The organism is Falsiroseomonas sp. E2-1-a20 (assembly GCF_051433195.1).
GTDB lineage: Bacteria > Pseudomonadota > Alphaproteobacteria > Acetobacterales > Acetobacteraceae > Falsiroseomonas.
On the sequence record NZ_JBHMFT010000009.1, the window covers coordinates 72,091 to 85,656 of the forward strand.

Consider the following 13,566-nt stretch of genomic DNA (forward strand, 5'->3'; position numbering starts at 1 on the left):
TCCGCTTCGGGAGACATGGGACAGATGCCGGATTTCGCCCGCGTCTACGACGTGCTGGTGGTCGGCGGCGGCAACGCGGCGCTCTGCGCGGCCATCACCGCACGGCGGGCCGGCGCCTCGGTGATCCTCTGCGAGGCGTCGCCCCCGCCGATGCGCGGCGGCAATTCCCGGCACACCCGCAACCTGCGCGCGCTGCATCCCGGCCCCACCCAGGTGCTGACCGACAGCTACCTCGAGGAAGAATACTGGGACGATTTGAACCGCGTCACCGGCGGCCGCACCAACGAGGATCTGGCGCGGATGTGCATCCGGGCCAGCCAGCACGCGCCGGATTTCCTGGCGAGCTGCGGCGTGGTGTTCCAGCCCTCGCTGTCCGGCACCCTGTCCCTGTCCCGCACCAACGCCTTCTTCCTCGGCGGCGGCAAGGCGCTGGTGAACGCGCTGTACCGTGAGGCGGGGCGGCTCGGCATCGTCACGCTGACCGATACCGAGGTGCAGCACATCGAGGTGGAGGATGGCTTCGCCAGCGAGGCCATCGTTTCGCATTGTGGCTTCCCCCAGCGCATCCGCTTCAAGGCGCTGGTCGCGGCGAGCGGCGGCTTCCAGGCCAACCGCAACTGGCTGCGCGAGTATTGGGGCGATGCCGCCGACAACTTCCAGATCCGCGGCACGCCCTACGCCCAGGGCACGATCCTGAAGGATCTGCTGGCGCAGGGCGTGCAGCAGGTAGGCGACCCGACGCAGTTCCACGCCGTGGCGAACGACGCCCGCGCACCGATGGAGGATGGCGGGCTGGCCATGCGGCTGGACTGCGTGCCGTTCTCCCTGGTGGTGAACCGTGACGTGGAGCGCTTCTACGACGAGGGTGAGGATGTCTGGCCAAAGCGCTATGCCATCTGGGGCCGCCTGATCGCGCAGCAGCCGGGCCAGACGGCACTCGCCGTCACCGACAGCCAGGCGGTGCTGAATTTCCTGCCCAGCGTCTATCCGCCCTTCAAGGCGGACAGCATCGCCGGCATCGCGGCGCAGGCCGGCTACGACGCGGCGAAGCTGGAAAAGGTGATGGCGGATTTCAACGCCGCGGTCCGCCCCGGCACCTTCACGCCGATGGTGCCCGACGACTGCCGGACCGAAGGCCTGACGCCGCCCAAAAGCCACTGGGCGCGGCGCATCGAGAAGCCGCCGTTCTACGCCTACCCGCTGCGCCCCGGCATCACCTTCACCTTCCTCAGCGTCAAGGTGAACGACCGGGCGCGGGTGCTGATGGCGGATGGCAAGCCCTCGGCCAACATCTTTGCCAGTGGCGAGATCATGTCGGGGAACATCCTCGGCCAGGGCTATCTCGCCGGTTTCGGAATGACCCTCGGCACCGTCTTCGGACGGCTGGCCGGCGAGGAGGCCGCGCGCCATGTCCGCAACTGAGATGAGCAAGCTGGACCTGCTGGTGCAGGAGGCCGTCGATGCCGGCACGACGCCGCTGGAATCGGACGCCTACCAGGATGCCCGCCGCCAGATGGCGGTCTGCAACGCCTGCCGCTACTGCGAAGGCTACTGCGCCGTCTTCCCCGCCATGGCAGCGCGGCGCGAATTCGAGAAGGCGGACCTGACCCACCTCGCGAACCTCTGCCACAACTGCAAGGGCTGCTTCCACGCCTGCCAGTACGCACCGCCGCACGCCTTCGGCATCAACATCCCGGCGACCTTCGCCACGGTGCGGCAGGAGAGCTACGCCGAATACGCCTGGCCGGCCGGCATGGGCCGCCTGTTTGATCGCAACGGCACGCTGCTGGTCGCCGCGACCACGATCCTGGTGACGCTGGCGCTGGTGCTGACGGTGGCGATCCGCGACCCGGAGGTGCTGTTCTCCGCGCAGACCGGCACCGGCGCCTTCTTCCGCATCATCCCGCTCTGGCTCATCAACCTGCTGGCCGGCGGCACCTTCGGCTTCGCGATCCTCGCCATGGCGATGGGCGCGCTGCGCTACTGGCGCGGCACCGGCGGCATGGGCGGCACCTTCCAGCCGGCCCCGGTGGTGGATGCCACCGTGGACATCCTCACGCTGCGCAACCTGGGCGGCGGCGGGCATGGCTGCAACGACCTGGACGACAGCTTCGCGCAACACCGGCGCTGGCTGCACCAGGCGATGTTCTTCGGCTTCATGCTGTGCTTCGCCGCCACCAGCACCGGCGCCATCTACCACCACGTCTTCGGCTGGCACTCGCCGCATGCCTTCCTGTCGCTGCCGGTGCAGTTCGGCACCTGGGGCGGCGTGCTGCTGTGCATCGGCACGGCGGGGCTGATCTGGGTGAAGACCGTCACGGACCCGGCACCGGTCGCCCGCAAGCTGATGGGCGGCGAATACGCGCTGCTCGGCCTGCTGTTCCTGATCGGCTCGACCGGGCTGTTGCTGCTGGTGGTGCGGCACACCGGCGCCATGGGCCTCATGCTGGCGCTGCATTTCGGGCTGGTGCTCGCCCTGTTCGTGGTGCTGCCCTATTCGAAGATGGTGCACGGCATCTACCGCGGCATCGCCCTGCTGCGGAATGCGCGGGAGAAGCGGCCGGCCTGAGCGGCTCAGAACCGCTCGCCGAACACTTCGAAGGGTGGCGCTGCCGCCACCCGCAGGGCGCAGAAGCCAGCGTCCCGCAGGTAAAGGGTGTTCGGCGCGCCCGGCCCCGCGCGAGGCGTCAGGGCGCGAAGGCGCGGGTCGTAGTCGAAGGGCGCGAAGCCATGCCGGCGCAGCGGGGCGTCCGGCCCCTCGCCATAGCGGCTGGCATGGCCCGCGGTCTCCACGATGACGGCCCGCAACGCCGGGTCCGCCAGGATACGGGCGCCGCCGGCCAGGATGCGCGCCTCGAACCCCTCGACATCCAGCTTCAGCAGCATCGGAGTCCGCCCGGCGAAGGCGGCATCGAGCGTCGTCACCGCCACCTCCTCGGCCGCCTCCGCCTCCCCTGCCCGCAGCACCCGGTTCGCGGCGCCGCGCCCGGCGCTGATCCGCAGCCGCCCCGGCGCCTCCCCCATCGCCACCGGCAGCACGCTGATCCGCCCGGAAAGATCGTTCAGCCGGATGTTGTCGTGCAGATGCGGCAGGGTCGCCGCCGCGGGTTCCACCGCCACCACCCCGGCCCCCGAGACGCCGGCCGCCAGCACGGCATAGACGCCGATATTGGCGCCGATATCGCCCATCAAATCGCCCGGCCGCAGCAGGTGCAGGCAGAACCCCATCTCGCGGAAATCCGTCAGCCCGACATACCAGGCGGCGGTGGCGGAGGAGAGGCCGCGGCGCAGCACCAGGCGGGTCGGCCCCACCAGCGGCACGACCATGGGCAGCCCGCCCAGCCGCCCGCCGACCTGCCAGCGCAGCAGCCGCCCCAGCGCCGCCGCCCGGTGCCGCCCGGCCAACTCGTGCCCCAGGATGAATCGCAGCAGGCGGAATGGCACGCGCATCGCCGTTCTGGCATCCTCGACGTGATTACGAGAGGCGAACAATGCGGCACTTCTACGGCTGGGCAACCCCCAACTCCCAGCGCGTCTCCATCATGTTGGAGGAATGCGGGCTGGATTACGCCGTGACCGGCGTGAACATCCGCGCCCGGCAGCAATTCGCGCCCGAGATCCTGGCGCTGAACCCCTACGGCAAGATCCCGATCCTGGTGGAGGATGGCCGCGCCATCACCGAAAGCGGCGCCATCCTGCTGCACCTGGCCGAGCGCCACGGCATCCTGCTGGGGGAGGACCGACCCGCCATGCTGTCCTGGCTGATGGTCGCCCTGACCTCGCTCGGCCCCTTCACCGGCCAGGCGCATCACTGGACCGACCTGGCGCCGGAGAAGCCGGAGCCAGCGCGGGCGCACAGCACGGCGCTGGTGGACCGGGTCTATCGCCTGCTCGATGCCCGTCTGGCGGAGGTGCCGCATCTGGCCGGCGGCCCGTGCAGCATCGCCGACATCGCCGCCTACCCCTGGGTCGCGAAGCATGGCTGGGCCGCACGCAGCCTGGACGCCACCCCCCACCTCGCCGCCTGGTTCGCCCGGATGGGGGAGCGTCCGGCGGTCCGCCGCGGCATGGCGGTGCCGGCCGGGGCGCGGCTGGAGTAGGCGCCGCCCGCGCCGGGCAACTTTTCCCTGCGTGCCTCGTCAACCATAACCAGATATGCTGCACCGCCGTTGCAGCCGCCTTTGCCATGGCGAGGCCGCGACCAGACAGGACGTGGCGATCCGAGGATGACCGGGATGAATGCTGAAACCCCTGCCCGCGAAATGATGGCCCAGACCCTGACCCGCTTCATGGAGCAGGCCAATGCCATGGGCGAGGTCGCCCGCCGGCAGTTCGCGGCGATGACGCCGCCGATCGGGCCGAAGGTCCTGGACGGCGCCGGCCCGACCGGCTCCGATTTCCTCGGCCGGTCGCCCTTCGCGCTGATGTCGGACGCAATGGCCTATGCGGTCGATGCCAGCCAGCGCTCGGTCCTGTTCTGGGACACCATGCGCCAGGCCGGCAACGCCTTCGTGGAGCATGAGAAAGCCGGCTGCCCGCCGGTGCTGGTCTTCGACTGGGACATGGTGGTGGATGGCCGCCACCTGCCGCGCCGCTGCAACTACGCCCTGGTCCGAATCAAGCCGCCCGCCGGCTTCCGGGAGCCCGACCCGAAGCTGCGGCCCTTCGTCATCATCGACCCGCGCGCCGGCCACGGCGCCGGCATCGGCGGCTTCAAGTCGGACAGCCAGGTGGGCGTGGCGCTGCGCCGCGGCCACCCCGTCTACTTCGTCATCTTCTTCCGCGACCCGGAGCCCGGCCAGACCATCCTCGACATCACCGAGGCCGAGGCGATCTTCCTGCGCAAGATCCACGAGTTGCACCCCGACGCCCAGCGCCCCGTGGTGATCGGCAACTGCCAGGGCGGCTGGGCGGTGATGATGCTCGGTGCGTCGGAGCCGGAACTCACCGGCCCGCTGGTCCTCAACGGCGCCCCCCTGTCCTACTGGGCCGGCGAGAAGGGCCGCAACCCGATGCGCTACACCGGCGGCCTCGCCGGCGGGTCCTGGCCCGCGGCGCTGCTGGCGGACCTCGGCAACGGCACCTTCGACGGCGCCAACCTGGTCTCGAACTTCGAGAACCTGTCGCCCGGCAACGCCAAGTTCCGCAAGTACTACAACCTGTACGAGAAGGTGGACACCGAGGCCGAGCGCTTCCTGGAATTCGAGCGCTGGTGGGGCGGCTACTTCCTGATGACCCGCGACGAGATCCGTTGGATCGTCGAGAACCTGTTCATCGGCGACAAATTCGCCCGCGGCGAGGTCTCGGCCGGCAAGGGCGCGTCTTTCAACATGCGCTCGGTGAAGTCGCCCATCGTGGTGTTCGCCTCGGCCGGCGACAACATCACCCCGCCCGGCCAGGCGCTGCGCTGGATTGCCGACGTCTATCGCGACGAGCAGGAGATCAAGACGCTCGGCCAGACCATCGTCTACCTGGTGCATGACGATATCGGCCATCTCGGCATCTTCGTCTCCGGCAAGGTGGCGAACAAGGAACACACGGAGATCGCCAACACGCTCGACCTGATCGAGTCCGTGGCGCCCGGCCTGTACGAGATGCGCATCACCGGCACCGCCGGCAGCGGCCTCAATGCGGGCTACCAGGTGGAGCTGGTGGAGAAGACCGTGGCGGATATCCGCCAGGTCTCCGGCGATGCGGAGAACGAGGCCTTCCCGGCCGTCGCCCGCATCTCCGCCATGAACCAGATGCTGTACGACCTTTTTGCGAGTCCGATCATCCGCAAGTTCGTCACCGAGGAAAGCGCCGAGATGCGGCGCCAGATGAACCCGATGCGCGCGCGCCGCTACATGGTCAGCGACGCCAACCCGGCGATGAAGCCGCTGGCGCACATGGCGGAGCTGGTGAAGGCCAACCGCGCGCCGGTCGCCGCCGACAACCCCTTCATGGCGATGGAACGCGCCTGGGCGGACAGCACGGAGCGCGCCATCGATGCCTGGCGCGACTGGCGCGACCAGATGCAGGAAACCGCCTTCCACGCCGTCTACGGCTCGCTCTCCGCGCTGAACGTGGCGTCCGACGTGCCGGTGGAAGCGGTGGCGGACCTGCCGGAGACGCCCGATGTGCGCGCCGCGCTGGACCGGGTGGCGGAGGGTGGCTACGCCGAGGCGGTGGTGCGGATGATGATCCTGCTTGCCAAGGCGCGCGGTGGTGTCCGCCGCAGCCGGCTGGCGAAGTCCAATGCGCTGCTGACGACGGAGGAGCCCTTCGCCCAGCTCACCGCCTCCGCCCGCCAGGCGCTGATCCGGGAACAGACCGTCATCGTGGAAATGGCGCCGGAAGAAGCCTTCGAGACGCTGGCCACCCTGCTGCCGGACGCCGACAGCCGCCGCCGCGCCCTGCACAGCGTCACCGATGTGGCCGGGCCGGAGGAGGAGCTTGGGGAGCCGGCCGCCGCCATGCTGGCACGCCTGCGGGCGCTGCTGCTGCCGGCCGAGGCGAGCCAGGCCGCCGAATAGGCCGCGGCGATTCATCAAGGGGCAACCGGATCGGGGCCATGCTGCCCGGGTCCGGCGCCCTGCGCCCGGAGTCCCAGGTCGCAAGAATTGCGGCGCCGAGGCAAGAGGGCCAACCCCAGATGATGCCGCAGATCGCTGCCCATCCCGCTCGCGTTTCCGATTTCGTGGCTGCTTCCCTGCTGACCTCCGACCAGGGCGCGGAGGTTCACCTGGTGGCCCGCGACGGCCGCCTGCTGCGCCTACCGACGGATGAGGCGACCGCGCGCCAGTTGATCGTCAGCCTGTGGCAGGCGCTCGACCGGGCACGTTGACCAGACGCAGCCCGGGATTGCGCCGCGCCGCCCGGAGCCTATCCTGCCCCCAACCGGGGGATTGGCCATGGCAGAAACAGGCAAGGTCGCCATCGTCGGCGCGGGACTGATCGGCCGCGCCTGGTCCATGATCTTCGCCCGCGCCGGGTGGGACGTGTCGCTGCACGACCCGGTGCCGGCGGCGCTGGAAGCCGCGCCGCGGCTCTGCGCGCAGGGGCTGGCAGAACTGGCGCGGCACGGGCTGTGCGACAACGCGGAAGCGGCCGCCCGGCGCATCGCTGTCACCGGCAGCCTGACCCAGGCGCTGGATGGCGCCGCCTTCGTGCAGGAAAACGGGCCGGAGGACGCCGCCACCAAGCGCGCCATCTTCGCGGAGCTGGATTTCCTGGCGGCGCCGGACTGCATCCTGGCCTCCTCCACCTCCGCCATCCCCTGTTCCAGCTTCACCGAGGGGCTCGCCGGCCGCGCCCGCTGCCTGGTGGCTCACCCGGTGAACCCGCCGCACCTGATCCCGGTGGTGGAGCTGTCCGGCGCGCCCTGGACCGCGCAGGCCACCATCGACCGTGCGCGGGCCATCTTCGCCGGCATCGGCCAGGCGCCGATCACCGTGAAGCGGGAGATCGAGGGCTTCATCCTCAACCGCCTGCAGGGCGCCCTGCTGGCGGAGGCGTTCCGGCTGGTGCAGGAAGGCTATGTCTCGCCGCAGGACCTGGACACCACGGTGGCGGAAGGCCTCGGCCTGCGCTGGTCCTTCCTCGGCCCCTTCGCCACCATCGAACTGAACGCGCCCGGCGGCATCCCGGACTACTGCGCCCGCTACGCCGCCTTCTACGCCCGCATCGCTGGCGCCCCGCCCGCGCCTTCCGTGTTCGGCGCGGAGGGCATCGCGCAGATCATGCAGGAATGGGGTGGCACCCCGGCGCGGGAGGAAATCACCACCCGCAGCGCCCGGCGCGATGCCAGGCTGGCCGCGCTTGCCGCCCATAAACGGAAACAGGACAACGAGACGACATGACCCGCAAAGTCATCATCACCTGCGCGGTGACCGGCGCCATCCACACGCCGAGCATGTCGCCGCATTTGCCGATCACGGCGGAACAGATCGCCGATGCCGCGATCGGCGCGGCGGAGGCCGGCGCGGCCATCGTCCACCTGCACGCCCGCAACCCGACCGATGGCCGCCCGGACCAGTCGCCGGAGGCCTTCGCGCCGTTCCTGCGCGTCATCAAGCAGCGCAGCGACTGTGTGGTGAACATCACCACCGGCGGCGCGCCGACCATGACCATCGAGCAGCGCGTGAAGCCGGCGGCGAGCTTCGCGCCGGAAGTGGCCTCGCTGAACATGGGTTCGATGAATTTCGGCCTGTTCGGCATGCTGAACCGCTTCAAGGATTTCCAGCACGACTGGGAGAAGCCCTACCTCGCCAACAAGGACATCCTGTTCCGCAACACCTTCGGCGACATCGAGTACTTCCTCACGACGTGCTCGGAGAACAACACGCGCTTCGAGTTCGAGTGCTACGACACCTCGCACCTGTACAATCTGAAATACTTCCTCGACGCCGGGCTGGTGAAGGCGCCCCTGTTCGTCCAGACGGTGTTCGGCCTGCAGGGCGGCATCGGCGCGCATCCGGAGGACGTGATGCACATGAAGCGCACGGCGGACCGGCTGTTCGGTGACAACTACCGCTGGTCCGTGCTCGGCGCCGGCCGCAACCAGTTGCCGATCGCGGCGATGGCCGCGGCCATGGGCGGCAACATCCGTGTCGGGCTGGAGGACAGCCTTTGGGGCGGCCCGGGTCGCCTGGCGCAGAGCAACGCGGAACAGGTGCGCAGCGCGCGCCAGATCATCGAGGGCCTGGGCCTCGCCGTCGCCACGCCGGATGAGGCGAGGGAAATCCTGTCGCTCAAGGGCGGCGACCGGGTGAACTTCTGACCGGTCAGCCGTGGATGTTGCCGTTGCGGGCGGACCAGCGGTAGCGGATTTCCCCGTGGCGCCGGTCGACGATCCGCAGCGGCAGGTCCGGGCCGTAGATCTGCATGGCGTAGGACGGTCGGTAGTCGCAGACCAGCTTGCCGGTGGCATCGGTGATGTACACCCAGGTTGCCGGCCCGACACGCCAGGTGACCCCGCCATGGTTGGCGATGGTCATGGCGACGATCCCCCGCCCGGAGGCACCGTAGTTGCGGACGGACCGGATGAAGGGCCGGTAGCGCGCCGGTTCGTTCGCCACCGCGGTCGCGATGATGCCGTCCTCATGATCCTCGACCAGCGCCTTCACCGCGCCGGTCACCACGGTGGCGCCGGAGCCAATGGCGCCGCCGAGCAGCGAGACGGCGGTCCCCAGGCCCCACAGCGCGATATCCCCCGGCTGCGGCGCCTTGCCGCCGAGGACCCACACCGCCGGCTGCACCAGCGCGCCGACGCCGCCGCCCACCGCGCCGCCAAGCCCGGCGCGTCCGGCCGTGCCGGCACCGCGCTCGATCAGGCGGGAGATCGTCTCGGAGGCGATGGTCTGCGAGACCTCCTTGCCGACGTTGGAGCTGTTGTTGATCAGGTCCGTGATGCCGTTGGATTCCGCCGGCGGCGTGAAATCCGCGGTGGCGGTCTGCGTGCTTCCGCTCATGGTCGGCCCCTTGCTGCCGGCACATTCTAGACAGGCAGCGGGCGCAACTCGGTTTCAGGCGGCTTCGGGGCGCTTCACGCGTGGTGGCAGGCGACCAGCGCGCCATCGTCGCGCGGCGTCAGCAGGGGGCGTTCCTCTCGGCAGATCGCGGTTGCTTTCGGGCAGCGCGGATGAAAGGCGCAGCCGGAAGGTGGCGACAGTGGCGAGGGCAACTCGCCCGCGATCGGCTTGAAATCCGCGATGTCGTCGGCGTCCAGCCGCAGCTTCGGCACGCTGTCGAGCAGCCCCTGCGTGTAGGGATGAAGCGGCGCCGCATACACCTTCGCGGTGTCGCCCGATTCCACGATGCGCCCGAGATACATGATGGCGACACGATCCGCGACATGCCGCACCACGGACAGATCATGGGAGATGAACACGCAGGTCAGGCCGAGGTCGCGCCGCAGGTCGAGGAACAGGTTCAGGATCTGCGCCTGGATCGAGACATCGAGCGAGGCCACCGGCTCGTCGCAGACCAGCATGTCGGGCTGCATCGCCAGCGCCCGCGCGATGGCCACCCGCTGGCGCTGGCCGCCGGAGAACTGGTGCGGGAAGCGCGTGGCGAAGGCCGGGTCCAGGCCGACCCGCGTCAGCCAATCCGCCACCAGCGCCGGCGCCGCCGCGCGCGTCACCAGCCCATGCGTCACCGGGCCTTCGGCGATCGTCTCGCCGATGCGCATGCGCGGGTTCAGCGAGGCGAAGGGATCCTGGAAGACTGTCTGGATGCGCGTCGTCGCCTTGTGCCGCCCGACCATCGGCGCGACGCCGGAGACCAGCACGCGCCCGGATGTCGGCGCAATGATGCCGGCCAGCATCCGCCCGAGCGTGGATTTCCCGCAGCCGCTTTCGCCCACCAGGCCGAGCGTTTCCCCCGCCGTGACGGAGAGCGAAACCTCCGACACCGCCTGCACCGCGCGGGTTTCCACCGCCGCGCCGAAGACCGCCGCGATACGGTCGCCAAGCGAAAGCCGTGGGTCAAACCGCTTGGTCACCCCCTCCGCCACCAGCACCTCCGCGCCACCCGAAAAGCCCTCTCCCCCCAAGGGGGCGAGAGGGTTGGGTGAGGGGGGGCTTTCTCGCATGAAGCGCCCGCTGCCCACCTTCACGCCCCCTCCCCCAACGGATGATGGCACCGCACCAGCCGGTCGCCCGTCACGACATCCGGCGGGTCGGTCGCACAGACGGCATCCGCACGCGGGCAGCGCGGCGCGAACGGGCAGCCGGGCGGCAGCGACAGCAGGGATGGCGTCGTGCCCGGAATCTGGTTCAGCCGCTCGCCCGGCCGCGCCGTCGCCGGCAGGCTGTCCAGCAGCCCGCGCGTGTAGTGGTGCCGTGGCGCGCGCAGCACCTGCCCCACCGCGCCGGATTCCACGATGCGCCCGGCATACATCACAAGCACCCGGTCCGCGAGCGAGGAGACGGTGGCGAGATCGTGCGAGATCCACACCAGCGCCGTGCCGGTCTCCTTCGCCAGCTTGCGCATCTCCGCCAGGATCTGCGCCTGGATGGAGACATCGAGCGCCGTGGTCGGCTCATCCGCGATGATCAAGTCCGGCCCGTGCAGCAGTGCCGTCGCGATCGCCACGCGCTGGCGCATGCCGCCAGAGAATTCATGCGGATAGGCGTCCAGCCGCGCCGCCGCGTCCGGGATGCCGACGCGGGCCAGGGTCCGCGCCGCCAGGTCCCGCGCCGCCGCCTCGCTGGCATCGCCATGCGCGCGCACGGCGAGCGCCATCTGCTGGCCGATGGTCAGCACCGGGTTCAGCGTCGCCGCCGGGTCCTGGAACACCATCGCGATTCGCTTGCCACGCAGCGTCCGCATCTCACCCTGCGGCATCCCGACCAGTTCCCGCCCATCGAAGCGGATGGAGCCGGAGACGATGCGGCCGGGCGGATCGACCAGCCCGATCAGCGAGAATCCCGTGACGGATTTGCCCGAGCCGCTTTCGCCGACCAGGCCGAGGATCTCCCCGCGCGCCAGGTCGAAGGACACACCCTCCACCGCCTTCAACACGCCGGCGCGGGTGAAGAAATGCGTGCGCAGGTCGCGCACTTCGAGAAGGTTCACATCGCTCATGCAGGGAGGACCGACGTCCGGCCGCATGGCGGCCGGCGCGCGCAGAGCGGGTTTCCAACTCGCGCAGCAGCGCGTAGGCGCGCAGCCAAGGCCGCGGAGCGGCCGCCCGGCGCATGAGGGCTCATCTGCGAAGCCTGGGATTGAACTGGTCCCGGATCTGGTCGCCGACGATGTTGATGGCGACGATCAGCAGGATCAGCGCGATGCCCGGATATACCGAGATCCAGCTTCGCCCGTTCATCATGTAGGGGAAGCCGTTGGCGATCAGCATGCCGAGCGAAGGCTCCGTCGGCGGCAACCCCAGCCCGAGGAAGGACAGCGTCGCCTCCAGCGCGATCGCGTTCGCCACCTGCACCGTGCCGACCACGATCAGCGGCGGCAGGCAGTTCGGCAGGATGTGGCGCAGCACCACGCGCCAGCTCGGCAGCGGCGTGGCGGAGGCGGCCTCGACATAGTCCTTCTGCCGTTCCGCCGTGGCGGCGCCGTAGGCGGTGCGGGCGAAGTAGGCGTACTGCGCCGCGACCAGCGCGATGATGAGCTGCGACTTCCCCTGCCCCAGCACCGCCACCAGTACCAGCGCCAGCAGGATCGCCGGAAAGGACAGCTGCAGGTCCACCACCCGCATCACCAGCGCCTCCACCCAGCCGCCGAGATGCGCGGACAGGATGCCCAGCGTGGCGCCCAGCGTCATCGCCACCGCGCCCGCCACCAAGCCCATCTGCAAGGAAATCCGCAGCCCGTACAGGATCGCCGACAGCAGGTCCCGCCCCTGCGCATCCGTGCCGAGCCAGTGCACATACTCGCCCGAGCCGACGAAGCCCGGCGGCCGCCGCGCATCCATCAGGTCCAGGATCGCCAGGTCGTAGGGGTCCTGCGGCGCGAAGATGGGCGCCGTCAGCGCCGCCAGCACCACCAGCACCACCACGCCCAGCGCCACGACCGCGACCCAGTTCTCCCGGTACTCGCCCCAGAAAGCCCTCACGCCGCGCGCCCCCGCCGCAGCCGCGGGTCCAGCAGCGCATAGGACAAATCGACCACCAGGTTGATGGTGACGAACAGGAAGGCGACCAGCACCAGGTAGGCGACCATCACCGGCCGGTCGAGCGATGTGATGGAATCGATGATCAGCTTGCCCACGCCCGGCCAGGAGAAGATCGTCTCCGTCACCACCGCGAAGGCGAGCGTCGAGGCGAATTCCAGCCCGAACACCGTGACCAGCGGAATCGAGATCAGCCGCAGCACGTGCCGCCGCAGGATGGTGAACTCGGAAAGCCCGGCGGCGCGGGCGAACTTCACCGTATCCGTCAACATGATCTCCCGCGTCCCGGCGCGCGCCAGCCGGATCATCATGGCCAGCTTGAACAGCGACAGGTTCAGCGCCGGCAGCACCAGGTAGGTGAGCCCCTCCGCCGTCAGGAAGGACCAGCCGACGCCGAACACCTCGACCACCGGCCCGCGGTCGCCGGCCGGCAGCCAGCCGAGGTTCACCGCGAAGGTCAGGATCAGCAGCAGCCCGACCCAGAAGGTCGGCACCGAGAACCCCAGCACGGAGACCGCCATGATGGCGCGGGAGGATTTCGCCTCCGGCCGGTAGCCCGCATAGATGCCGAGAGGGATGCCGATGAAGGCGCCGATCAGCACGGAGGCGAGCGCCAGTTCCAGCGTCGCCGGCAGCCGCGCCATGACCAGTTCCAGCACCGGAATGTCGAACACGAAGGACCGCCCGAAATCGCCCGACAGCAGCCGCCCGACGAAGGCGAAATACTGCTGCCACAGCGGCAGGTCGAGACCATACCGGGCAATGGTATCGGCGCGGATGTCCTGCGTCGCATCCGGTGAGATCAGCACGTCGATTGGGTTGCCGATGGCGTAGACGCCAACGAAGACCAGCGCCGACATGGCGAGCATGACGAGGACGGATTGCAGGAGTCGCTGGATGATGAAGCCGAGCATTCCTCCCCACTATCGGGGCATGGACAGCGGACGCAAGCCGTTCCT

Annotated in this window: 13 protein-coding genes; 7 read left to right on the plus strand and 6 right to left on the minus strand. The window is 69.7% G+C overall.

Going from position 1 to position 13,566, the window contains the following annotated elements; translation table 11 throughout:
- The first annotated feature begins 24 nt into the window (after nucleotides 1–24).
- Both tcuA and tcuB read left to right on the plus strand, forming a co-directional pair.
- Complete coding sequence (tcuA, locus tag ACFHPP_RS13095) at nucleotides 25–1,422, plus strand: FAD-dependent tricarballylate dehydrogenase TcuA (RefSeq protein WP_437163695.1); 1,398 nt, start codon at nucleotides 25–27, stop codon at nucleotides 1,420–1,422.
- Nucleotides 1,409–2,569, plus strand: a complete 1,161-nt coding sequence (tcuB, locus tag ACFHPP_RS13100) for a tricarballylate utilization 4Fe-4S protein TcuB (protein WP_437163696.1) — start codon at nucleotides 1,409–1,411, stop codon at nucleotides 2,567–2,569. Before tcuA ends, tcuB begins: the two co-directional genes overlap by 14 nt.
- Nucleotides 2,570–2,574: 5 nt before the next feature.
- Here tcuB and ACFHPP_RS13105 read toward each other — a convergent pair whose 3' ends face one another.
- Nucleotides 2,575–3,450 carry an FkbM family methyltransferase gene (locus tag ACFHPP_RS13105; RefSeq protein ID WP_437163697.1) on the minus strand — a complete coding sequence of 292 codons (876 nt, stop codon included), beginning with the start codon at nucleotides 3,448–3,450 and terminating at the stop codon, nucleotides 2,575–2,577.
- A gap of 41 nt (nucleotides 3,451–3,491) precedes the next feature.
- On the opposite strand from ACFHPP_RS13105, the gene ACFHPP_RS13110 reads away from it, so the two are divergent.
- The 5 genes from ACFHPP_RS13110 (at nucleotide 3,492) to ACFHPP_RS13130 (ending at nucleotide 8,761) form a co-directional block, all read left to right on the plus strand.
- A complete protein-coding gene (locus ACFHPP_RS13110; protein ID WP_437163698.1) occupies nucleotides 3,492–4,100 on the plus strand; it encodes a glutathione S-transferase family protein in 609 nt (202 codons plus the stop codon).
- Nucleotides 4,101–4,235: 135 nt separating this feature from the next.
- A complete protein-coding gene (locus tag ACFHPP_RS13115; protein WP_437163699.1) occupies nucleotides 4,236–6,515 on the plus strand; it encodes a DUF3141 domain-containing protein in 2,280 nt (759 codons plus the stop codon).
- Nucleotides 6,516–6,634: 119 nt separating this feature from the next.
- Complete coding sequence (locus ACFHPP_RS13120) at nucleotides 6,635–6,826, plus strand: hypothetical protein (protein WP_430667483.1); 192 nt, start codon at nucleotides 6,635–6,637, stop codon at nucleotides 6,824–6,826.
- A gap of 67 nt (nucleotides 6,827–6,893) precedes the next feature.
- Nucleotides 6,894–7,841, plus strand: a complete 948-nt coding sequence (locus ACFHPP_RS13125) for a 3-hydroxyacyl-CoA dehydrogenase (RefSeq protein WP_437163700.1) — start codon at nucleotides 6,894–6,896, stop codon at nucleotides 7,839–7,841.
- Complete coding sequence (locus ACFHPP_RS13130; protein ID WP_437163701.1) at nucleotides 7,838–8,761, plus strand: 3-keto-5-aminohexanoate cleavage protein; 924 nt, start codon at nucleotides 7,838–7,840, stop codon at nucleotides 8,759–8,761. The genes ACFHPP_RS13125 and ACFHPP_RS13130 overlap by 4 nt, the downstream gene beginning before the upstream one ends.
- Before the next feature lie 4 nt (nucleotides 8,762–8,765).
- On the opposite strand, the gene ACFHPP_RS13135 is transcribed toward ACFHPP_RS13130, so the two are convergent.
- The 5 genes from ACFHPP_RS13135 to ACFHPP_RS13155 form a co-directional block, all read right to left on the minus strand.
- On the minus strand, nucleotides 8,766–9,452 hold the full coding sequence (locus ACFHPP_RS13135; protein WP_437163702.1) for a hypothetical protein: 687 nt from the start codon (nucleotides 9,450–9,452) through the stop codon (nucleotides 8,766–8,768).
- 74 nt (nucleotides 9,453–9,526) lie between these two features.
- Nucleotides 9,527–10,573 carry an ABC transporter ATP-binding protein gene (locus ACFHPP_RS13140; protein WP_437163703.1) on the minus strand — a complete coding sequence of 349 codons (1,047 nt, stop codon included), beginning with the start codon at nucleotides 10,571–10,573 and terminating at the stop codon, nucleotides 9,527–9,529.
- Between the two features lie 20 nt (nucleotides 10,574–10,593).
- Nucleotides 10,594–11,568, minus strand: coding sequence for an ABC transporter ATP-binding protein (locus tag ACFHPP_RS13145; protein ID WP_437163704.1), 975 nt, complete (start codon nucleotides 11,566–11,568; stop codon nucleotides 10,594–10,596).
- A gap of 121 nt (nucleotides 11,569–11,689) precedes the next feature.
- Nucleotides 11,690–12,550 (minus strand): ABC transporter permease, encoded by an 861-nt coding sequence (locus ACFHPP_RS13150; protein ID WP_437163705.1) that lies wholly within the window; start codon nucleotides 12,548–12,550, stop codon nucleotides 11,690–11,692.
- A complete protein-coding gene (locus tag ACFHPP_RS13155; RefSeq protein ID WP_437163706.1) occupies nucleotides 12,547–13,521 on the minus strand; it encodes an ABC transporter permease in 975 nt (324 codons plus the stop codon). The genes ACFHPP_RS13150 and ACFHPP_RS13155 overlap by 4 nt, the downstream gene beginning before the upstream one ends.
- Nucleotides 13,522–13,566: the final 45 nt, after the last annotated feature.